24 protein-coding genes are annotated in these 21,628 nt (G+C 52.4%); 4 read left to right on the forward strand and 20 right to left on the reverse strand.

Annotated elements, in window-relative coordinates:
- Window positions 1-299: 299 nt before the first annotated feature.
- From der to trmJ, 17 genes are all read right to left on the reverse strand, one after another.
- A complete protein-coding gene (gene der / locus ACKC9G_RS08935; RefSeq protein ID WP_411404601.1) occupies window positions 300-1,718 on the reverse strand; it encodes a ribosome biogenesis GTPase Der in 1,419 nt (472 codons plus the stop codon).
- 77 nt (window positions 1,719-1,795) lie between these two features.
- Window positions 1,796-2,938 carry an outer membrane protein assembly factor BamB gene (gene bamB / locus ACKC9G_RS08940; protein WP_411404602.1) on the reverse strand — a complete coding sequence of 381 codons (1,143 nt, stop codon included), beginning with the start codon at window positions 2,936-2,938 and terminating at the stop codon, window positions 1,796-1,798.
- A 1-nt stretch (window position 2,939) separates the two neighbouring features.
- A complete protein-coding gene (locus ACKC9G_RS08945; protein WP_411404603.1) occupies window positions 2,940-3,602 on the reverse strand; it encodes a YfgM family protein in 663 nt (220 codons plus the stop codon).
- Window positions 3,603-3,618: 16 nt separating this feature from the next.
- Window positions 3,619-4,854, reverse strand: coding sequence for a histidine--tRNA ligase (gene hisS / locus ACKC9G_RS08950; protein WP_411405029.1), 1,236 nt, complete (start codon window positions 4,852-4,854; stop codon window positions 3,619-3,621).
- 52 nt (window positions 4,855-4,906) lie between these two features.
- Window positions 4,907-5,992: a RodZ domain-containing protein gene (locus ACKC9G_RS08955; RefSeq protein WP_411404604.1), complete on the reverse strand. Its 1,086-nt coding sequence runs from the start codon at window positions 5,990-5,992 to the stop codon at window positions 4,907-4,909.
- Window positions 5,989-6,744 (reverse strand): type IV pilus biogenesis/stability protein PilW, encoded by a 756-nt coding sequence (gene pilW, locus ACKC9G_RS08960; RefSeq protein WP_411404605.1) that lies wholly within the window; start codon window positions 6,742-6,744, stop codon window positions 5,989-5,991. Before pilW ends, ACKC9G_RS08955 begins: the two co-directional genes overlap by 4 nt.
- Window positions 6,745-6,808: 64 nt before the next feature.
- Window positions 6,809-7,945 (reverse strand): 23S rRNA (adenine(2503)-C(2))-methyltransferase RlmN, encoded by a 1,137-nt coding sequence (gene rlmN, locus ACKC9G_RS08965; protein WP_411404606.1) that lies wholly within the window; start codon window positions 7,943-7,945, stop codon window positions 6,809-6,811.
- 47 nt (window positions 7,946-7,992) lie between these two features.
- A complete protein-coding gene (ndk, locus tag ACKC9G_RS08970) occupies window positions 7,993-8,400 on the reverse strand; it encodes a nucleoside-diphosphate kinase (protein ID WP_411404607.1) in 408 nt (135 codons plus the stop codon).
- Window positions 8,401-8,528: 128 nt separating this feature from the next.
- Window positions 8,529-8,723 (reverse strand): Fe-S cluster assembly protein IscX, encoded by a 195-nt coding sequence (gene iscX / locus ACKC9G_RS08975; protein WP_411404608.1) that lies wholly within the window; start codon window positions 8,721-8,723, stop codon window positions 8,529-8,531.
- Window positions 8,724-8,733: 10 nt separating this feature from the next.
- Window positions 8,734-9,072 (reverse strand): ISC system 2Fe-2S type ferredoxin, encoded by a 339-nt coding sequence (gene fdx / locus ACKC9G_RS08980; protein WP_411404609.1) that lies wholly within the window; start codon window positions 9,070-9,072, stop codon window positions 8,734-8,736.
- Window positions 9,073-9,080: 8 nt separating this feature from the next.
- The gene (gene hscA, locus ACKC9G_RS08985) at window positions 9,081-10,940 is read right to left on the reverse strand and encodes a Fe-S protein assembly chaperone HscA (RefSeq protein ID WP_411404610.1); all 1,860 of its coding nucleotides are present in this window, start codon (window positions 10,938-10,940) and stop codon (window positions 9,081-9,083) included.
- A 20-nt stretch (window positions 10,941-10,960) separates the two neighbouring features.
- On the reverse strand, window positions 10,961-11,527 hold the full coding sequence (hscB, locus tag ACKC9G_RS08990) for a Fe-S protein assembly co-chaperone HscB (protein WP_411404611.1): 567 nt from the start codon (window positions 11,525-11,527) through the stop codon (window positions 10,961-10,963).
- Window positions 11,503-11,826, reverse strand: a complete 324-nt coding sequence (gene iscA / locus ACKC9G_RS08995; RefSeq protein ID WP_411404612.1) for an iron-sulfur cluster assembly protein IscA — start codon at window positions 11,824-11,826, stop codon at window positions 11,503-11,505. The genes hscB and iscA overlap by 25 nt, the downstream gene beginning before the upstream one ends.
- A 54-nt stretch (window positions 11,827-11,880) precedes the next feature.
- On the reverse strand, window positions 11,881-12,261 hold the full coding sequence (gene iscU, locus ACKC9G_RS09000; protein ID WP_411404613.1) for a Fe-S cluster assembly scaffold IscU: 381 nt from the start codon (window positions 12,259-12,261) through the stop codon (window positions 11,881-11,883).
- A 43-nt stretch (window positions 12,262-12,304) separates the two neighbouring features.
- A complete protein-coding gene (locus ACKC9G_RS09005; protein WP_411404614.1) occupies window positions 12,305-13,519 on the reverse strand; it encodes an IscS subfamily cysteine desulfurase in 1,215 nt (404 codons plus the stop codon).
- A gap of 51 nt (window positions 13,520-13,570) precedes the next feature.
- Complete coding sequence (gene iscR, locus ACKC9G_RS09010; protein ID WP_411404615.1) at window positions 13,571-14,050, reverse strand: Fe-S cluster assembly transcriptional regulator IscR; 480 nt, start codon at window positions 14,048-14,050, stop codon at window positions 13,571-13,573.
- 155 nt (window positions 14,051-14,205) lie between these two features.
- Window positions 14,206-14,955: a tRNA (cytosine(32)/uridine(32)-2'-O)-methyltransferase TrmJ gene (trmJ, locus tag ACKC9G_RS09015; RefSeq protein WP_411404616.1), complete on the reverse strand. Its 750-nt coding sequence runs from the start codon at window positions 14,953-14,955 to the stop codon at window positions 14,206-14,208.
- A 198-nt stretch (window positions 14,956-15,153) separates the two neighbouring features.
- On the opposite strand from trmJ, the gene ACKC9G_RS09020 reads away from it, so the two are divergent.
- On the forward strand, window positions 15,154-15,963 hold the full coding sequence (locus ACKC9G_RS09020) for an inositol monophosphatase family protein (protein ID WP_411404617.1): 810 nt from the start codon (window positions 15,154-15,156) through the stop codon (window positions 15,961-15,963).
- Between the two features lie 122 nt (window positions 15,964-16,085).
- Here the strand turns inward: ACKC9G_RS09020 and secB are convergent, their stop codons facing one another.
- Genes secB through ACKC9G_RS09035 form a run of 3 tightly spaced genes read right to left on the reverse strand, consistent with a single transcriptional unit; the run spans window position 16,086 to window position 17,299 of the window.
- Complete coding sequence (secB, locus tag ACKC9G_RS09025; protein WP_411404618.1) at window positions 16,086-16,547, reverse strand: protein-export chaperone SecB; 462 nt, start codon at window positions 16,545-16,547, stop codon at window positions 16,086-16,088.
- Window positions 16,548-16,595: 48 nt separating this feature from the next.
- Window positions 16,596-16,853 carry a glutaredoxin 3 gene (gene grxC, locus ACKC9G_RS09030; RefSeq protein ID WP_411404619.1) on the reverse strand — a complete coding sequence of 86 codons (258 nt, stop codon included), beginning with the start codon at window positions 16,851-16,853 and terminating at the stop codon, window positions 16,596-16,598.
- Window positions 16,854-16,885: 32 nt separating this feature from the next.
- Window positions 16,886-17,299 (reverse strand): rhodanese-like domain-containing protein, encoded by a 414-nt coding sequence (locus ACKC9G_RS09035; protein ID WP_411404620.1) that lies wholly within the window; start codon window positions 17,297-17,299, stop codon window positions 16,886-16,888.
- A 304-nt stretch (window positions 17,300-17,603) separates the two neighbouring features.
- Between ACKC9G_RS09035 and gpmI the strand changes: the two genes are divergently transcribed.
- Genes gpmI through ACKC9G_RS09050 form a run of 3 tightly spaced genes read left to right on the forward strand, consistent with a single transcriptional unit; the run spans window position 17,604 to window position 21,625 of the window.
- Window positions 17,604-19,145 carry a 2,3-bisphosphoglycerate-independent phosphoglycerate mutase gene (gene gpmI / locus ACKC9G_RS09040; protein ID WP_411404621.1) on the forward strand — a complete coding sequence of 514 codons (1,542 nt, stop codon included), beginning with the start codon at window positions 17,604-17,606 and terminating at the stop codon, window positions 19,143-19,145.
- A gap of 4 nt (window positions 19,146-19,149) precedes the next feature.
- The gene (locus ACKC9G_RS09045) at window positions 19,150-20,331 is read left to right on the forward strand and encodes a murein hydrolase activator EnvC family protein (RefSeq protein WP_411404622.1); all 1,182 of its coding nucleotides are present in this window, start codon (window positions 19,150-19,152) and stop codon (window positions 20,329-20,331) included.
- Window positions 20,324-21,625: a S41 family peptidase gene (locus ACKC9G_RS09050; RefSeq protein WP_411404623.1), complete on the forward strand. Its 1,302-nt coding sequence runs from the start codon at window positions 20,324-20,326 to the stop codon at window positions 21,623-21,625. The genes ACKC9G_RS09045 and ACKC9G_RS09050 overlap by 8 nt, the downstream gene beginning before the upstream one ends.
- Window positions 21,626-21,628: the final 3 nt, after the last annotated feature.

Genomic DNA, 21,628 nt, shown 5'->3' on the forward strand with positions numbered 1-21,628 from the left:
TCGGTGATCACTCACTTCACTTCCAAGCAGCTACTTGCTTGATTTTACTCTTGTTTTTCCCGACTTGGCGGTGCGCCGCGTCGTTCAGTGGGGGCGCATTATAGACCTTTGAATGAGTCCGTCAAGGGGTAAAACCAAGAAAAGCCAAATTCAGGCTCATGACGCCCGAAAACGCTCAAACCGACACTGAGAGCCTTCACAGGAAAAGCTGAACCTCACTGCGCGAAGCCAATAACCGAAAGCACAAGCAGCAGATATAAAAAAGCAGCGGCCTTGGCCGCTGCTTTTTTATCAAGGACTTAGCCTTTCTTTTCGTTACGCTTAATGTTTCTTACCAAGCGACGCTTTTTCACTTCCTCACGCATTTCACGAGCGGACTTTGGTTTCTGCTTTTCAGCGAAGGGATTATCTCCACCTTTGAAGCTAAAGCGCACTGGAGTTCCTTTGATATCAAGCACCTGAGCAAAACGATTTTCCAGATAGCGCTGATATGAACCAGGAAGATCCTGTGTGGAGTTACCATGCACAATAAATAGAGGCGGATTAGAGCCCCCTTGGTGAGCATAACGCAGTTTAATACGTCGCCCTTTGACGATCGGCGGCTGGTGATCCTGCACACAGTCCTGTAATAGCTTGGTCAAACGGTTCGTTGACCATTTCGCCATAGCAGAGTCATAGGCATCATTAACCGACTTATAAAGATCACCCACCGCCGTACCATGCAGCGCCGAAATAAAATGCAGATCGGCAAAGTGTGCAAAACTGAGTCGGCGATCGAGCTGCCGACGAATCTCATCCTTCTGGTCTTGAGTCATGCCATCCCACTTATTTACGGCAATCACCATCGCGCGGCCTGACTCAATAACAAAGCCAATCAGATGCAGATCCTGTTCTGAAAGCCCATCACGAGCATCCAGCACACAAATAACTACGTGGGAGTCTTTGATCGCCTGAAGCGTTTTAACGATCGAGAACTTCTCGATGGCCTCATGCACGCTGCGGCGTCGGCGGATACCTGCAGTATCGATCAAGGTATAGTCCTGATCATTACGAGTATATGGAATATAGATGCTGTCACGCGTAGTGCCTGCGTAGTCATAGACTACAACACGGTCTTCACCCAACATACGGTTAACCAGCGTGGACTTGCCCACATTAGGACGCCCTACCACACCGATACGAATACCTTTAGAAGCCAGCTCAAGCTCGCGTTCCTGCTCTTCAATTACAGGATATTCTGCCAGTGCTTCCTCAATCAGAGACCGAACACCACGCCCATGAGCCGCCGCTATCGGAAAAGGACCATGCAAGCCCAGGCTGAAAAAGTCACCCATTGCAATATCGGGATCCAGGCCATCGGTCTTATTCACCACCAGCCAGGCTTTTTTCTCACTGCGACGAAGATGTTGAGCGATCATCTCATCTGCCGGGGTTAGCCCGGCACGACCATCAACCAGGAAAAGAACAATATCAGCTTCTTCAATAGCCAGCAGAGATTGCTCTGCCATTTCCATATCCAGGCCGACTTCTTCGCCGCTGATACCACCGGTATCAACAACAATATAGGCGTGGTCGCCGACGCGCCCTTCGCCGTATTTACGGTCACGAGTTACGCCTGGCATATCTGCTACGAGCGCATCGTTGGTACGTGTCAGGCGATTAAAGAGGGTAGACTTCCCAACATTTGGGCGCCCTACCAGCGCGACGACAGGATTCATTGATTAGTAACCATTCATTGATTCAAATACGCAAACGGCCGTCTGATGACGGCCGCTCGATAGGTAAGAAGCGAGACTCAATAACCGAGGGCTTCTAACCGTCCACTATTACTCAGTATATATAAACTCTGCCCAGCCGACTGCATATCTCCCGCAATTCCGTCACTATCGACATGAATACGGTTAACAAAACGACCATCAAAGCGTGAAAGCACATGTACGTAGCCTTCAAAATCAGACACAGCCAGCACATCACCCCACACCACAGGCGTACCTAAACTACGGTACTTGAGTGCATTCTGCTGCCAGAGCACAGCACCACTACGACGATCAAAGGCCACAACATCTCCTTCATCAGAGACGCCATATACTGCTGTATCATCAACAGCTACACCATGAGCTGACGAGAAGGGTTTCGACCACAGCACTCGACCATTCGAGGACTCCATTGCCGTGATAGTACCTTGGTAGGTAGCCGTATAAAGCACGTTATCTGCAAAGGCAGGACGCCCCATGGCATCAACCATCCGGTCCAGCTCTGAGCGCCCATCAGGCATACTCAACCTTTTTTCCCAGATAACTGATCCTGTGTCATTCGACAGCAGTGCAATTTTACCTGAGGAAAAGTTAGCGATAGTCGCGTTATTAAATACCAATGGAGACGCTGTACCACGTAATGTCAAAGCAGGTGCAGAGCTGTCATAGCTCCACACTTCAGAGCCGTCAGTGGCTGAATAAGCAACCAAGCTGCCATCGATAAACTGCACTACAATCAGCGATGGACTACCCTGCGGAGGAGCCAGCACTTCGGTCGGCACCTCGCGCTTCCAGCGGACTTCTCCGGTCGCAGCATCAAGCGCAAACAGCTGACCATCCAAGGTCGCCACAGCGATAAGATCACCGTTATAGCCGACTCCACCACTAATACGTGCCTCGAGATCTTTCTCCCAAAGCTGCTTGCCTGATTCACGGTTGTAAGCAACTACACTACCTTCATTGGTAGCAGCAAACACTTCTTTCTCACTAACCGCTGGCATCAAGGGCGTGGGATCATCCGCGTCACTGGAGCCCACATCATGATCCCATAAGGTTTTAACCTTAAGAGTCGCATCAATATCCTGCAATTCTGCAGGCTGGTTTTCAGGAGTGGAACCCCAGAGGCCGCAACCACTCAGCAGCGCAGAAGTAAGCAGGGCACCAGCCAAAAAGTGGAGTTTCATATCAGCTTCCTTTCGCTACAGCCAGATCGTCCAGCTTCATTGCCAACGCTGGGCTTGGCCGACCTGCTTCCTGATAAAGTGCAACGGCCGTGGTATAGGCATCACGAGCTTCCGCTTTTTTGCCAAGGCTGACCAAGATATCGCCGCGGAGCTCCGCACGATCAGCTTCATACGCACCTGGCTGCTCTTGCAGCAGACCCAATGCCTCTTCACCTTTACCATCCGCAGCGAGCACGCGGGCAAGACGCAGTTGAGCCAGCTCGCCCATATCGGTATTCCGCTCTTGCTCATGCACCCAACGCAACTGTTCTTCTGCTTTGCCAAGCTCGCCCGTCTCAACATAGAGCTTAGCCAGCAGCAGACCACCAAAATGCGCATAGCTGGTATCGCCATACTCATCACGTAATTGCTGAGCGGTATGAACCAATGTCGCTTTCTGATCGTCGCCTATTTTGCCGGACTTCAGTACATTCATGCCTTGCAGCATCGTCTGGTACAACGCCGATGCTGCACCATTGTATGAAGACTGATAACGCTTCCAACCTTCCCAACCAAATACAGCGATCAAAGCAATCAACACGCCGACAAGCAGTGATTTGCCATTTTCCTTGAACCAGTTACGGATAAGTTCCAGTTGTTCTTCTTCTGATCTCAGCTCGCTCACTACGCGCTCCTGTCCATTAACCTTTCAATGCTGTCGCGACAGCATCTACGACCTGATTGATCGCCAATTCCTGAGGGGTATCACCTTGCCACAGAGTCGCGGTCAATTCATCGTCGCGAGACTTGATCAAGAGTGTCAATTTGGAACCCGCCATGCGGGCTTTGCTACCGATGTTCTTAAGGCCAGCAAAATGGCTACGAATACGGATCTCGGGAAGTGCATCCCGAAGCTGCTCAGACATAGCCAACACTTGGGGCTGTAACCCTTTATGCTCTGCAGCCACATACACATCCAGCGTCTCGCGCTCAGAAACAGGCACCAGTTCCAGGGTTTCCAGCAACAGAATCAGACGCTCAACACCCATAGCAAAACCGGCACCGGGTGTCGCCTTGCCACCCAACTGAGCAACCAGACCGTCGTAACGGCCTCCTGCACATACGGTACCCTGCGCACCCAAAGCATTTGTGGTCCACTCAAAAACAGTACGATTGTAGTAATCCAGACCACGCACCAGACGAGGGTTAATCACATAACGAATACCCTGAGCCTCCAACATGGCGGTCAGTTCAGCAAAATGCTGCTTGGACTCATCATCAAGGTGATCTTGCAGCATTGGAGCATTCTTCAGGACTTCCTGAGTGGACGGGTCTTTAGAATCCAGCACACGCAGGGGATTGGAATGAAGACGTCTTTTACTATCTTCATCCAGCTGATCCAAATGGGCAGAAAGATAATCGATCAATAGCTGACGGTAAGCCGCGCGCGCCTCCTGGCTCCCCAAGGAGTTCAGCTCCAACGTTACGTGATCAATTAGCCCTAGGGATTTCCACAGGCGCGCAGACAGAGCAATGACTTCGGCATCCAGATCTGCGCCCGCCATACCAAAGGCTTCTACGCCAATCTGGTGAAACTGACGATACCGCCCTTTCTGGGGTTTTTCGTAACGGAACATAGGTCCCTGATACCAGAGGCGCTGAGTCTGGTTGAAAAGCATGCCATGCTCTTCTGCAGCACGAACACAACTGGCAGTCCCTTCCGGACGCAGAGTCAGGCTTTCGCCGTTACGATCCTCGAAGGTATACATTTCTTTTTCGACGATATCTGTTACTTCGCCGATAGAGCGCTTAAAGAGCTGAGTCTGCTCGACAATAGGCATACGGATCTCGCCATAGCCGTAGGCATCAAGCACTTGCTTAACTGTCTTCTCGAAGTACTGCCAAACTGCGGTTTCCTGAGGCAGCACATCGTTCATGCCGCGTATGGCTTGAATCTTTGCCACAGCGTTTGTCCTTCACTTAAATGGATTAATTAGCTTTAAGAGTCAGGCGGACGACTTCTTTACCATCATACTGGCTAAGATCGACAGCCTTATTATTCAGAGAAATTGAGGAGACGCCCGGTGCGTAGCCCATCACGACACGTACAGGTGGTTTGACGTGCATGGCAACCTGGTCGCCAGCGGTCTTGATACCCGCAACCACTTTTTTCCCATCACCATCCTGAACCTGAAACCAGCAGTCTGCCGTAAAGCTGACCTGGAGATACTCCGTACCAGCCGGCCCTGTGGGAATGGGATTATCAATGACAGCCCTTTCGTTACCAGCTTCCGGAGCAACGTCGGCGACGCCTTCGCCCTCAGCCGCAGGAGCAACCTCATCACCCGCCACATTTTCGGCTGACGGTGCTTCTGATGAAGCGCTGTCATTCGCGCCAGAAATATCAGCAGAGGCAGTTCCCTGATTGCTGGTGTCGGTACTTGCAGCAGGAACATCATCTTCAACCGCCGCCGCTGGAGAAGAGTGCTCCATCGCATCCGGAGCAGAGCTGGATTCGGTATTGGTGGGAAGAGGCAAAGAGGTCGTGCCATCCGTTTGCGGATCGGTTAATACAATCTGCTTATCGCCTTCCATAGTGGAAACAGTGATCTTACTGATCAGATTATGAAAGACGTCAGAAGGATTCGTGAACTGACGCTGCTCTTTAAACCACAACAGGGTGATAACAACTATCGTGAGAACAAAGGCAAAGGTCATAAGTTTCATCAACCAGCGACCCGTGACATTGGAATGAGCCTTGCCAACCGTCGGCAAAGGCGCCAGCTTGCTCTCTTTTGGCTGTCCTACAATTTTCTCGTAATAGCCAAGCCATTTTTCTTCAGGCTCACCAATAATGCGGGCGTATGCCTTGAGGTAGCCACGAACAAAGGTCGGATTGGGCAGGCGCCCAAAATCGCCATTCTCAAGCGCCTGCACGTAAAAGCGCGTCAGATGCAGCTGCTTGGCAACGTCCTCTAATGTCAGGCCAAGATTTTCACGCCCTTGGCGCAGTTGGTCTCCGGGAAATCTGCCGTCAGAACTCAGACCATTACGGTTGTCGTCTGTTTCGTTCACTCCGAGGCTCCTGGGGTTGCGGGCTGTGTCCAGTTATTCAATTCATTTAACAGGGACTGATCACCACTGGCTTGCGCAATTTTTTTGCCTAAATCCAGTGATGCATCGGTTTGGCGGGCGTAGCCGCGTTTTACTAACCGGAGGAAAAAGGCGTAATCCGTAGCCGCCTCTTTGTTATCAGACAGCTTGTAATTCACTTGAGCCAGGGTGTACCACGCCTCTGCAGACAGTGGTGACAACTGCACGGCGCGCTTGTAGTGGTCGCGCGCTGTCGTTAAGTCGTTTTGCATTAAAGCACAGCGCCCCAAGTTTTCAAAAGCTTGAGACCGCTGGGCGTACATGGGATCAGCCGCGGCCTTCTGCACCTCGGTACAACCTTGTTCGGTTTTACCAATAGAGAACAGGAATGCACCGAAGTTATTATGAAGGCGGGCATCATCCGGATGTTTACGGATGGCATTATTGAAGGCATCTTCGGCCAGCGCTTTTTCACCCTGAGCGGCATACATCATGGCCCAGGCATTCAGCACTTCTGTGTCATCCGGTGCCAACTCCATGGCACGCTGCAGGGGCTTTACCGCCTCTTCAGAGCGGCCGGTCTTGAGGTAGCCCAGACCGAGGCGAACATAAGCCTCGGCGGTACGCTGATCTTTCTCTTTTTTTTCTGCTGAAGAGAGTGTCGGCTTCGGAGAAATTGCACAGGCTTGCAGTAACATGACCACCAAAATAACGATCCATGCTCTGCCGCGCATGCTAGTCTCCTTTGTCTAGATAGATGCGATATTAGATCAAATACTCGTGATGCCTCCCGCGGCATCAGAGCCCAAGGTTATCACGAACCGTCAATGACTGATCAAGCAATTTAATATAGCGCTCGCTACGACGTGTCCGGTCCGTTACCTGACCCACCAGCTGCCCACAGGCTGCATCTATATCTTCACCGCGTGTTGTTCGCACAGTCGTCACGATTCCCGAACGGTGCACCAGATTCTGGAATGCACGAATCGTCTCGTCACCGGGACGTTCATAACCCGAATTCGGGTAGGGATTGAAAGGAATCAGGTTTAGCTTGCAATCAATGCGCTTGAGCAGCTTGATCAACTCATGGGCATGCTCAGGCTGGTCATTCACATCTTTAAGCAGGGTGTACTCGAAGGTAATACCACGCTTGTCGTCACACTTATCCAGATAGCGCTGACAAGCAGACATCAAATCTTCAATAGGATACTTGCGATTAATAGGGACAATTTTGTCACGCAAGGCATCATTAGGTGCGTGCAGCGATACAGCCAGCGTAACGTCCGTCACATCGCCGAGCTTATCAATCATCGGCACAACACCTGCCGTACTCAGGGTCACACGACGCTTGGAAAGACCGTAAGCGTTGTCATCCATCATCAGAGACATCGCATCAACGACAGGCTCAAAGTTCATGAGCGGCTCGCCCATACCCATCATTACCACGTTGGTCACACGACGAGGACCATTTGAATCAAAGGGTCCGAAGGAGCCAATTGCAACACGCAACTGACCAATAATCTCTTCAGGGCTCAGGTTGCGGTTAAAGCCCTGCTTTCCTGTAGAACAGAAGCTGCAATCGAGCGAGCAGCCTACCTGCGATGAAACACACAACGTGGCGCGATCACCATCAGGAATCAGCACTGTCTCAACGGAGTTATTACCCGCCACTTTGACGACCCATTTACGGGTACCGTCTTTGGAAAAGTGCTGAAAGAGTATTTCCGGATCACGAACCTCAGCAATCTCTTCCAGCTTCTGACGAAGCTTCTTGCTGATATCGGTCATTTCTTCAAAGGAAGAGGCCCCACGCTGGTGTATCCACTTCGCTACCTGAACCGCGCGAAATTTCTTTTCACCAAAACTTTCAAAGAAAGCGATCAGCTTTGGCAATGAAAGTCCGAGCAAATTAACTTTGTTGACTTGATCGTTCATGGGGCACTTCTTTTTTTACAAAATCATGGACCTAAAAGGCCCGGGCATCACTTACCGAAGAAGTATTCAACTTCACGGGCAGCGGATGTTTCGGAGTCAGAACCGTGAACGGCGTTAGCATCGATTGACTCAGCGAAGTCATGACGCAGAGTACCTGCAGCGGCTTCTTTCGGGTTAGTAGCGCCCATGATTTCACGGTTTTTAGCGATAGCGTTTTCACCTTCCAGAACCTGAACAAAAACAGGGCCAGAAGTCATGAACGCAACCAGATCCTTGAAGAAAGGACGCTCTTTGTGTTCAGCGTAGAAACCTTCAGCCTGTTCCTGGCTCAGGGTAACCAGTTTACCTTCAACTACTTTCAGGCCGGCACGCTCAAAACGCGCGATGATTTCACCGATAACGTTTTTCTTAACGGCATCAGGCTTGATGATGGAAAGGGTACGTTGAGTTGCCATTTTATTCTCCAGCTGAAACGCAAAGATTAGGGGGTAAATTTTAAGAACCGGAGATTATACGTGGTTCATTGCTCGCTGAGTAGCCACCCCCCGAAATAACCAAAAACCCGCCTGGGCGGGTTTCGTGATCAGCGAGCTTCTTCAATCCAGGCCATCTGTATGGCCTCAAGAATCTTCTCATTGGAGCGCTGCGGATCATCCTCGAAGCCCTCCAGCTCACAGACCCAGCGGTGCAGGTCGGTAAAACGCACATACTGGGGATCAACATCCTCATGAGCATCAGCCAGCTCGATAGCGATATCCTGAACATCAGTCCACAGCATGGCGAAATCCTCAGTGGCGCTCGGAGGCGTGATTCAATGTGTAACGCGGTAGCTCAACCACCAGATCTTCGTTACCCACCACCGCCTGACAACTCAGACGGGATTCAGGCTCAAGACCCCACGCCTTGTCCAGCATGTCATCTTCCAGTTCATCAGAGTCATTGAGGGAGCTAAAACCCTCACGAACAATGACGTGGCAGGTCGTGCAGGCACAGGATTTCTCGCAGGCATGCTCGATTTCAATCCCGTTGGCCAGCGCCGCATCACAAATAGTGACACCGGGCTCAACGTCGATCACTTTACCTTCCGGACACACTTCGGCGTGAGGAAGAAAAATCACTTGGGTCATGGGTCACCTCAGAATTCATCAACACGATGACCAGCCAGCGCATCATGAATGCTTCTGTCCATACGTCGCGTCGCAAAATAATCACTTTCCTGGCTCAGCTTTTCGATCGCGGCTGAAAGCACACTATGATCCGTCACGCTATCACGAAGCTGACGAACGGCCTCCATACCAACTTCAAGCTGCAGCAACTCTTCTTCTGACAGCAGATGCTTATCCGCAATCAAGGCGCTACGCAGCGCTTCGAGCAGACGATCCGCCTCGACTTGCTGCTCAGCCAATGCTCGCGCAGCCATATCTTCAGCTGCGAAGTTCTGGGATGCGCTCAGCATGGTAGAAATTTCTTCCTCGGAAAGTCCGTAGGAAGGCTTCACCACTACACTACTCTTCACCCCGGAGGTTGTTTCCTCAGCGCTCACAGAGAGCAGGCCGTCAGCATCCACCTGAAAGGCCACACGGATACGAGCAGCACCAGCGGCCAGAGGTGGAATACCATGCAGCTCAAAACGCGCCAAAGACCGGCAATCAGATACCAGCTCACGCTCGCCTTGAACCACATGAATCATCATCGCCGTTTGACCATCCTTGAAGGTCGTAAACTCTTGGGCACGGGCAACAGGAATAACGGTATTACGATCAATAACCCGCTCTGCTAGCCCTCCCATGGTTTCCAGACCCAAAGAGAGGGGGATCACATCCAGCAGCAACATGTCGGCATCGCGCTTGTTGCCGATAAGAACATCAGCCTGCGCCGCAGCGCCCAGCGCTACAACTTTATCCGGATCGATAGAGGTTAGCGGCTCACAGCCAAAGAATTCGGCCACCTGACCACGCACGCTAAGCGTACGGGTGGAGCCGCCGACCATCACCACTTCGGCAATTTCATCGGCCGCGATTTGCGCATCACGCAGTGCTTTACGGCAGGCACGAAGCGTCTTTTGCACCAATGGAGCCAATAAGGCATCCATTTGCACACGGGTCAGCATGGCTTGACGCAGCTGATCCTGAATTTCCACTTTAATATCGACCTGATCATCAGAAGCCAGCTGCTCTTTAGCCTTTTTAGAGGCTTCCTGCAGGTGTCGCCAGGCACGACCATCCAGATCAGAGGCGTTTAATCCCCATTGCTCAACACACCAGCGAGCAATAGCCAGGTCGAAATCATCACCGCCCAGGGCACTATCACCGCCGGTCGACAAGACTTCAAAGACGCCGCGTTTGAGCCGCAGAATAGAAATATCAAAGGTACCGCCACCAAGGTCATAAACCGCGATAACGCCTTCTGCCTTTTCATCAAGACCGTAAGCAACTGCCGCAGCCGTCGGCTCATTCAGCAGGCGCATCACATTCATGCCAGCTAGACGAGCAGCATCTTTGGTCGCCTGGCGCTGGGCATCATCGAAGTAGGCCGGCACGGTAATAACAACACCATCCAGCGGGCCACCAAGAGCCTCCCGAGCACGCGCGGACAGTGCACGCAAAATTTCTGCGGATACCTGAACTGGGGTGACTTCACCACGACGCGTGGTAATGAAAGGCGTACCGTTCTCTCCTTCGCGAACCCGATAAGGCAGGAGAGAAACATCCACATCATTGACGCTTCTGCCCATCAGACGCTTAACCGACATCAGCGTATTTTCTGCATCTTCAAGCAGCGAGGCTTTGGCTTCGACGCCCACCTCAACACCCTCATCGGTATAGCGCACAATGGAGGGAAGAATGTCGCGACCATCCTCATCCGTCAGCGTCACACGCTCACTACTGCGGACAGTAGCAACCAGAGAGTTGGTGGTTCCGAGGTCAATACCTGCGGCACGCTTAAGCTGATGAGGGCGTGGACTTAAGCCCGGTTCAGAAATCTGCAGTAACACCGCAATACCTTCGTGTAGAGTTAGTCGTCGAGGCGCGCTTCGATAGCATCAATTTCAGCCAGCAATTTATGCATAAACTGCATCTGGCGCACGTACTCTTTCGCCTGAGAGAGAGCAACTTCGCCACCTTCTTCGTAGGCGGCCACAAAGCGATCCACCAGCAATTTTTGCGCAGCTTCCACATCATGGCGAACCGCATCCAATGCAGGAAAAGGATCAATGGCGCCTTCAGCGTCAGACAAAGCCTCACGCCATTCCATTTGCTGCATCAGAAATCCTGTATCGCGCGTGGTTTCTGATTCGCTGTTAAGCGGCATTCCCGCCAATTCAAGCAAATACATCGCACGCTTCAAAGGAGACTTGAGCGTAGCCAGGCCTTCGTTGACGCGAGTGGCATACTGCAGTGCAAGACGCTGTTGCTGAGCACCTGACGCCGCGTGCCGATCAGGATGCAGCGTTTTCTGCAGTTCCTGATAGCGCAACTGAATTAGTGGCAGGTCAACCGTAAAGCTGACCGGCACTTGGAAAAGCTCGAAGTAATTTTGCCTGAAGTCCATAGAGATCAGATGTTGAAGCTTTCCCCACATCCGCACTCATTACGGACGTTGGGATTGTTGAATTTAAAGCCTTCGTTGAGACCTTCCTTGACGAAATCCAGCTCAGTACCGTCCAGATAGCTCAGGCTTTTTGGATCGATAAAAACTTTCACGCCGAAAGACTCAAACACTTCGTCTGAAGTATCACCTTTATCAACAAACTCCAGCACATAGGCCAGGCCCGAACAACCGGAAGTTCTCACCCCGAGACGTACGCCTTCACCATGTCCACGGCTCTCGATGTAACGCCCTACGTGGCGAGCTGCCGCTTCGGTCAAGCTAATGCTCATGTGCGTCTTACTCCATCATCTGGCGGCGCCCACGCAGGGCGCTCTGACAGGAAATTACTTGGCTTTGCTGCGGTAATCTTCGATCGCCGCTTTAATGGCATCTTCTGCCAGTACCGAGCAGTGAATTTTCACTGGAGGCAAAGCCAGTTCTTCAGCAATAGCGGTGTTCTTGATCTGGGCCGCCTCATCCAGAGTCATGCCTTTCATCCACTCAGTTACCAGAGAGCTGGAGGCAATCGCAGAACCACAACCATAGGTCTTGAACTTGGCATCTTCGATGACGCCCGTATCACTAACCTTGATCTGCAGGCGCATCACATCACCACAGGCAGGTGCACCCACCATACCGGTACCGATGCTGTTATCAGCGGCATCAAATTTACCCACGTTGCGTGGATTCTCGTAATGGTCGATTACTTTTTCGCTGTAAGCCATCGTTTTCTCCTCAAAGGGTTAGGGTCATCGCCGCACGGTCGGCTTAGTGATGCGCCCATTCAACGGTATTCAAGTCCACGCCATCTTTATACATATCCCACAGAGGCGACAATTCACGCAGTTTGTCGACAGCTTTGCGGATAAGACCAACAGCATGATCAATTTCTTCTTCAGTGGTGAAACGGCCAATACCAAAACGAATAGAGCTGTGGGCCATTTCATCATTCAATCCAAGCGCACGCAGCACATAGGAAGGCTCAAGGCTGGCAGAAGTGCAGGCAGAACCAGAAGATACTGCCAGGTCTTTAAGACTCATCAGCAAAGACTCACCCTCAACGAAAGCGAAGCTGATGTTCAGGTTACCGTGAACGCGCTTGACCTCATCACCATTGATGTACACCGCCTCCATATCCTTCACGCCATCCCACAGACGCTGACGCAACTTGGCAACGCGCTCGTTATCCGCATCCATTTCTTCGCCAGCAATGCGATAGGCCTCGCCCATGCCAACGATCTGGTGAGTAGGCAATGTACCGGAACGCATGCCGCGCTCATGACCACCACCATGCATCTGCGCTTCGATACGAACACGCGGCTTACGACGCACATAAAGCGCACCAACACCTTTGGGTCCGTAAATTTTGTGTGCAGTCAGGGACATCAAATCCACATTCATGGCTTCAACATCAACAGGAATCTTGCCGACGCTTTGAGCAGCATCGACATGGAGCAGAACACCACGCTCACGCGTGATTTTACCGATCGCGGCGATATCAGTGATGGTGCCAATCTCGTTATTCACATGCATTAGGGACACAAGAACAGTGTCATCGCGCAGCGCTTCCGCCAGCGCCTCAGGCTCAATCAGACCTTTATCGTTAGGCGTCAGATAAGTAATTTCGAAACCTTCACGCTCCAGCTGACGGCAGGAATCCAGCGTCGCTTTGTGCTCAATACGGGAAGTGATGATGTGCTTGCCTTTTTTCTGATAAAAATGCGCAGCACCTTTGATCGCCAGATTGCTGGCCTCCGTGGCACCGGAAGTCCATACAATCTCACGGGGGTCAGCACCAATAAGACCGGCCACCTGCTCGCGAGCCTGCTCAACCAACTCTTCTGCTTTCCAGCCAAACATGTGGGAGCGAGATGCAGGGTTACCAAACACGCCATCCATCGTCAGGCACTGCATCATCTTCTCCGCCACACGAGGATCAACCGGCGTAGTGGACTGGTAGTCAAGGAATACAGGCATCTTCATCGTAAACTCTCCAGGGCCTAACCCTTCTTTCACTAATTCACAGTGAGCAGATCAGCCAATCGCGATGCGATCTGCACTCAAGGCTCCGTTAATACGACGTTCCTGTCGCTCTGCGGCGGCTTGCACGTCACGACGAGCGACAAGATCAGCCAGGCTGATGCCGCTAAGAAAATGGTGGATTTGATCACTCAGATCACTCCACAAGTGGTGAGTCAGACAGGTTTCACCCATTTGCTGGCATCCGCCCTGACCTTTACACCCGGTAGCGTCGACAGTTTCATTGACCGCATCAACAACCTGCGCGACATAAATTTGACCGATATCACGGCTTAATTGGTAACCGCCACCTGGACCGCGAACACTGCGCACCAAATCATGGCGGCGCAACTTGGCAAAGAGCTGCTCAAGATATGACAGGGAAATCCCCTGACGTTCGGAGATGTCCGCCAGACATGTCGGACCTTTGCCACGGTGCAATGCAAGATCCAGCATGGCTGTCACAGCGTATCGCCCTTTGGTTGTCAGTCGCATGGTGCAGACTCCCTCGCGCGCTCCTTAGGTGCGGCTTGATGTGTAAATTCCCAAGGCGACACTATCAAAAACATCGTCATCGCCTTTTACGTGCGGGATATTATGCAATTCCCGAGTAATTTGATCAAGTATTCACCCTAGTGAAACACTTGGGTTTAGCGCACCGACTTTTCAATAGCGGAGAGAAAACCACGCAGCACATTCACTTCGATATCATCGGGACGCGCCCGCAGGATCAAACGACGAAGCCGCGACATCAAATGGCGTGGTTTTTCAGGATCCAGAAACTCGACATCGATTAACACTTTCTCCAGATGCTCAAAGAGTCGTTCTGTGTCATCAGCAGTAGCACCCTTCACATCCCAGCAGACACCCCAGTGCGGCGCTTCTTCGTCAACCGTTTCTCGGGATGACAGTGAGGCAAAACGCATTTCATACGCCAGCACCTGAACCGCAGCAGCCAGGTTCAGAGAACTAAAATCAGGATTGGTGGGAATGTGCACGTGATAATGACATTTGTGCAGCTCGTCATTCGTCAGGCCGCGATCTTCACGCCCAAACACCAGCGCCACTTCATCCTGCCCTTCCCCGCTCAGTTCTTTAACAGCTTGAGCAGCTGCTTCGCGAGGGTTAAGCAAAGGCCAGGGCAAGTGACGCTGACGGGCACTGGTCCCTACTACGAGACGACATCCTGCAATCGCCTCGTCCAGCGTAGAAACCACTTCGGCATTATCGAGAACATCTGTCGCCCCGGAGCTCAGCACCACTGCATCCTCGCTGGGAAACTCTTTTGGCGCGACCAGCACCAGCCGTGACAACCCCATGGTCTTCATCGCACGCGCCGCCGAGCCGATATTGGCTGACAGGGTGGTGTGCACCAGAACAATCCGCACTCGATCAAGCATGAGAGAATACTCACAATAAAATGGCGCGCCATATTAGCAGAAAAGGAATATCAAATCTCGACCAAATCCCTGCACTTAAGCCTCAACTGGCGCGAAACAGTGTCGCAAAGCGATAACATTAGGGGATACGCGGGGAGAGTTTTCTGCTATGATTCCCGTCCTTTTGTCCTGACACTCTAGAATTGGTAAATAGTTACCATGCAGCCAATGCTGAATATTGCGATTCGCGCTGCTCGAATCGCCTCCGAAAATCTCGTGCGCGCCATTGAGCGCCTAGACGTCATCCGCGCCGAAGGCCAGGACGTCAATAAATTCATCCGCGAAACCTGCCAGCGCGCAGAGCAAAGTATTGCTCGCAGCCTGCAGAAAGCCTATCCCAACCACAGCGTCACAGGCTCTGTTGGTGGTCAGGCAGGTGAAGCTGTTGCTGAGCCCGAAGCCAGCTGGACGGTCAACGCCCTGAATGGCGAGCTCAACTACAGCCGCGGCCTGCCTTCATTTACCCTGTCCATGGTGGCTCATATTCGCGGCAAGGCTGAGCACATGCTGATCATCCACCCGATGTCGAGTGATGAGTACACAGCCAGCCGTGGCCGTGGTGCTCAACTGAATGGACGTCGCATTCGCCTTAGCAACAAGGCGCAGCTGGATGGCGCAATGGTTTCTCTGTCCTTTGACAACACCATCAGCAACCGTCATCTGTTAAGCACCTATATGAATGCTCAGCGCCAACTGATGATGTGCAACACTCATCTACACCAGACCGGTAGCGCCCTGCTGGACATGGCTAGCGTTGCGGCAGGTCAGGTCGATGCGGGAATCTTCTTCGCCCAGACAGATCTTGAGCTTGATGCAGGCACTCTGTTGCTCCAGGAAGCAGGCGCACTGCTTGGTGATATCAGCGGCAACCCCAGCTATCGCCAAAACGGCCATGTGCTGGCTGGCAATGCCAAGCTCTTCAAAGCACTGATACAGCAACTGCAATCTGTGAGCGGCGATCTGAGCTAATCACGCAGGACAGCCTGACGACAGGCAATAAAAAACGGAGCTATATGCTCCGTTTTTTTTCCTGGCACAGCCCAGGAAAGGATGCTTAAGCATCAACCTTGGTCAGGTTAGCCAACATCCTCTTAGTTGGCAGGTGTACCTTCCTGTTGCGCACGTGCTTTTTGCTCAGCATAAAGTGCATCAAAGTTAACGGGCGCAAGCATAAGTGGAGGGAAGCCACCTTTAACCACCAGACTGTCAACGGCTTCGCGAGCGTAAGGAAACAGGACGTTCGGGCAGAAGGCGTTCAGGGTATGATCCAGAGCATCACCTTCGATACCACGAGCAACGAACAGACCTGCCTGCTCGACTTCCACCAGGAAAGCAGTTTCTTCAGCTGTAGTTACGGTGACAGTCACAGAAACCACCACCTCATAAAGACCTTCGGCCAGCAGGTTTGCACCAGCGTTCAGATCCATTTTCACCTTGGGCTCCCAGTCTTTGGTGAAGATAACCGGGCTGCTTGGCGCTTCAAAAGAAACGTCTTTCAGATACAGGCGCTGCAGAGCAAACTGAGGTTGTTGGGCTTGTGCTTCGTCAGCCATGAGCTTTCCTTAAAACGGGTTAGGGACAAATAAAGACGCCCAAGAGTATCAGCCCGCCAGAAGCGTATCCAGTTTTCCGGCACGCTCCATCGCGAACAGATCATCACAACCTCCCACATGAGTCTCACCCACAAAGATCTGAGGAACAGTACGACTCCCGTTGGCACGCTCTGTCATGTGCTGACGCAACTCTGCATTGCCATCCACAGGAATCTCGTTGAACTCGACACCTTTATGCTGCAGCAGCTGCTTGGCGCGGATGCAGAAAGGGCAAAATTTCGTGGTGTAGATTTCTACTTGGGTCATGATGGATCTCCTGTCTCTTGCTTTCGCCAGAATTAACGAACGACGGGCAGATTCGACGCCTTCCACTCACTGATACCGCCACCCAGACGCACTACGTTGTTAAAGCCCTGCTCTTTGAGAGTTTTAGCTGCAGCACCTGCCGTCTGACCTAAAGCACAGACGACAATTACAGGTTTGTCCTGATGCTTTTTAAGCTCACCAGCACGCTTGGCGATATCCGCCGAAGGGATATTGACACTGTTCACAATATGGCCGGTATCGAACTCTTTTCGGGGACGCACATCAACCACTACAGCATCGTCTTTATTGATCAGAGTAGTGGCCTGCTGAGGCGTTACAGAAGCCCCGCCTTTACGTCGTTCAGTCACAAAAAGGGCAATCAGCACGACAAAAAAAGCCAGCACCCATTCCCAGTTGCGAATTGCGAATTCGATATAACGTTCCATAAATTGTTCGTGTTCCGTCGGATCTGCCAACACAGCTTCGCAGATGGGAAGCTGCACTCATCTAGATGGGCGCCAGTATACACTGCCCACACTTTCAGACCAGCCAAGCACAACTATCACCTTCCAAGAAAACAACTATTGCCACCCTGCTATTGAGCCATATTTGCTGCGCAGAAAGTCGCATAGTGCCTCGGGACTTGCCGGTATCCCGGATTGCCATTAGAGAGTAGAATGAAACAATCAGACTGACCGGACCCAGCCCGAAAGCCGCGCCGGATGAGACAAGTACAAGGGTGAATTACCAATGAGTACCACACGCAAACCTGTAGCCTTGATCATTCTAGATGGTTGGGGTGTTGAGAAAACTGACTCAAGCGCCTTCAACTCAGCCAAAGCGCCTGTATGGAATGGCCTGTGGGAAAACGCACCAAGGTCATTGATTGCCACCTCAGGCCTGGACGTTGGTCTTCCTGAAGGCCAGATGGGTAACTCCGAAGTCGGTCACATGAATATTGGTGCAGGGCGTGTGGTGTATCAGAACCTGACCCGCATCACCCGTGAAATTGAGAATGGCGACTTCTTCAAGAACGAAGTACTGGTCAGCAATATTGATGCAGCGGTTAAAGCTGGCAAAGCAGTGCACATTCTCGGTCTGATGTCTGATGGCGGCGTCCACAGCCATCAGGAGCACATGGCAGCCGCCTGCCAGCTCGCGGCAGACCGTGGCGCAGACAAGATTTACGTTCACGCCTTTCTGGATGGTCGCGACACGCCGCCACGCAGCGCAGAAGGTTCCATCAGTTTCATGGAGGATGCGCTGAAGAAAGTCGGCAAGGGCCGTATTGCTTCCATCTGCGGCCGCTATTACGCAATGGATCGCGATAACCGTTGGGAACGCGTCGAAACTGCCTATAACGTCATTGCTCAGGGTGAAGCAGAATACTCTGCTAAATCTGCACAGGAAGGTTTGTCCGCCGCTTATGAGCGTGACGAAAATGATGAGTTTGTGAAGGCGACCGTTATCACCGATAGCGAAGGCAATGCAGCCGCGGTGGCCGATGGCGATACCCTGATCTGCATGAACTTCCGCCCGGACCGCGCCCGTGAAATCACCCGCCCTTTCATTGAAGGCGAGAGCTTTGACGGTTTCACCCGCAAGGCTACTCCAAATGTGCAGTACGTCATGCTGACGGAGTATTCCTCCTCATTTGATATTCCCTGCGCTTACCCACCAGAGACGCTGCATAACACTCTGGGTGAATATCTGGCAGACAACGGCAAAACCCAGCTACGCATTGCCGAAACCGAAAAGTACGCCCACGTCACCTTCTTTTTCAGTGGTGGTCAGGAAGATAAATGGACGGGTGAAGAGCGCATTCTGGTGCCCTCGCCTAAGGTAGCGACCTATGACCTGCAGCCCGAAATGAGCGCACCGGAAGTCACTGACAAACTCTGCGAAGCGATTCGCGCGGGCAAGTACGACTTCATTTGCTGCAACTATGCCAACGGCGATATGGTCGGCCACTCTGGTGACTATGATGCTGCGGTAAAAGCCGTCGAGGCAGTGGATAGCTGTCTTGGCAAAGTGCTGGAGGCCCTGCGCGAAGTCGGTGGCGAAGCCCTGATTACCGCCGACCATGGCAACGTGGAAATGATGCAGGACCCGAAAACAGGTCAGGCGCATACGTCTCATACTGTCTTCCCGGTAGGTCTGGTCTATGATGGCCCGCGTGATGTGACTCTGGACAAAGGTATTCTGGCCGATCTGGCGCCGACAGTACTGAACCTGATGGGAATGGAAGTTCCCAAGGAAATGTCCGGCAAATCCCTCGTGCATATTAAGTGATGCGATGCCACTGACGTTCTTGCGCTCTCTGCGCGTTTCTCGCGCTTCTGCTTTAATGCTGCTGTTCGCCCTCGCGAGCAGCAGTTTTGCTGTTGAGGCAGCCACCGACCAGGATAAAACCGCGACGCAGTCGCAAATTCGTCAGCTCAAGCAGGACATCAATAAGCTGGAAGGCTGGCTTAAGGATGCCAAGGGCGAGCGCTCGGACCTTAGCTCCGAGTTAAAAACCCATGAGAAAGCCATGGGGCAGCTTCAGCAGCAAATCCGTGAGCAAGAAGCCGAACTCAAGGAACTGGATCAGCAAATCCACTCCCTTGAGGAGAAAAAAAAAGCGCTGAATGAGGCCAGTGCCGAACAAAAAAAGTCCATTGAGCAGCAGGTCCGTGCCGCCTATATGAATGGTCAGGGTGCGGATCGTCTCAAAATGCTGCTGTCCCAATCCTCTCCTGATGCGCTGGCTCGTTTATGGGCTTATCAGAACCGTCTGCAACAGGCGCGTCATGACGAGCTATTCGCCTATCGCACCAGCCTCGACAAGCTTCGACTGGTTCAGCAGGACCTGAATGATAAACGCGCCAAGCAGGTTAAAGCACAGGAAGGCATGGAAAGCCGCCAGAAAGAACTGGCAAAAGTCTATGCGGATCGGCGTAAAACGCTGGCTGCACTGAATAAGCAAATGGCTAACCGCGAGAATCGCCTCTCCTCAATGCAAGGCGATGAAAAGCGCCTGCAAACCATGCTGGCACAAATTGAAGCATCTTTGCGCGCCGCCAAACTCAGTCAGACGCAAGGTAACTTTCCTTCTCTTAAAGGCAAGCTGGCCCTGCCCATTGATGGCCCGATTATTTCCCGTTTTGGTAGTGCGGAAGGCTATGTTCGTAGTGATGGCATTATCATCGGCGGCCCTACTGGCGCCACGGTCAAAGCAGTCAGTCAGGGGCGTGTCGTCTTTGCCGACTGGCTACGCGGCTTTGGCTTACTCTTGATTATTGATCATGGCCAAGGCTATATGAGCCTGTATGGACACAATGAAACCCTCCTGAAAGACACCGGTGACTGGGTTCAGGCGGGAGAAGCCATTGCCACTCTCGGCCGTAGCGGCGGCCAGCAACAGTCCAACCTGTATTTCGCCATTCGTCGCAACGGAAAAGCTACCGATCCACAACCCTGGTTCAAACATGGTTAAGACCTCACTTCGCCCCTTTGTCGCTTCTATGGCACTGGCATTGGCATTGCCGATGTCTGCCATGGCCGCTGATGACTCCTCTGCTGCAACCAGCGCTGATAGCCAGTTACCGATTCAGTCTCTGCGACTCTTCGCTGAAGCTTTCGAGCGCATCAAGCAAAATTACGTCTCCGAAGTCAGTGACCAGAAGCTGATTCAATATGCGATTCAGGGCATGGTGGCCAATCTGGATCCGCACTCGGCTTATCTCGACCCGGACTCCTTCCGCGACCTGCAGGAAAGCACCTCCGGTGAGTTTGGCGGGCTGGGCATCGAAGTGGATGAACAGGACGGCATGATCCGTGTCGTAGCACCGATTGATGACACACCCGCGCAGCGTGCAGACCTGCGTGCAGGCGATCTGATCATCAAGATCAACAATGAGGCAGTCTCCTCCTTGAGCGTGACTGACGCCATCAACCTGATGCGCGGCAAGCCTGGCAGCAGCATCACCCTGACCATCATGCGCGAAGGCGTAAACCAGCCAATCGTTAAAACGCTGAAGCGAGACATCATTCGCGTGAAGAGTGTGCGCAGCAAACTCTACGATAACGGTTATGGATACCTGCGCATTACCCAGTTCCAGGAAGATAGCGGTCAGGAAGTCATCCGCGCCCTGCAGCAAATGCAAGGCGAAGCCGCAAGTCATGGCGGGCTGAAAGGCATCGTGATGGACCTGCGTAACAACCCCGGCGGCGTCCTTCAGGCGGCGGTGGAAGTGGCCGGCGCCTTTTTGGATGGCGGACTGGTCGTTTACACCCAGGGCCGTGGCGACGATGAAGGTCGTACCGACTTCAAAGCCAAGGCAGGCGATATGACCCACGGCGTGCCATTAGTGGTATTGATTAACGGCGGCTCAGCTTCCGCCTCTGAGATTGTTTCCGGCGCACTGCAGGATCGCAAACGTGCGGTCGTGCTGGGTGAGCCAAGCTTTGGCAAGGGTTCAGTGCAAACCATCATGCCACTGGGCAAGGACAGCGCGATCAAGCTGACCACTGCTCTTTACTTCACGCCTAACGGCCGTTCTATTCAGGCTGAGGGCATTACGCCGGATATTCGCGTCAAGGATGTAAAAGTCACGCCAATGAATGTGGATGGTGTGAGCATCAAGGAAGCGGACCTCAAAGGCCATCTGGATAATGCCGGTGGCAACACCTCAAGCTCGGACCAGTCCATTGGTAACCTGATCGAGACGGATTACCCACTGTTTGAGTCCTTCAATCTACTCAAGGCGCTGTCACTGACAAAACGCTAGGTC

Origin of the sequence: Pokkaliibacter sp. CJK22405, from assembly GCF_046614695.1 — a bacterium.
In the GTDB taxonomy this organism is placed as follows: Bacteria; Pseudomonadota; Gammaproteobacteria; order Pseudomonadales; family Balneatricaceae; genus Pokkaliibacter.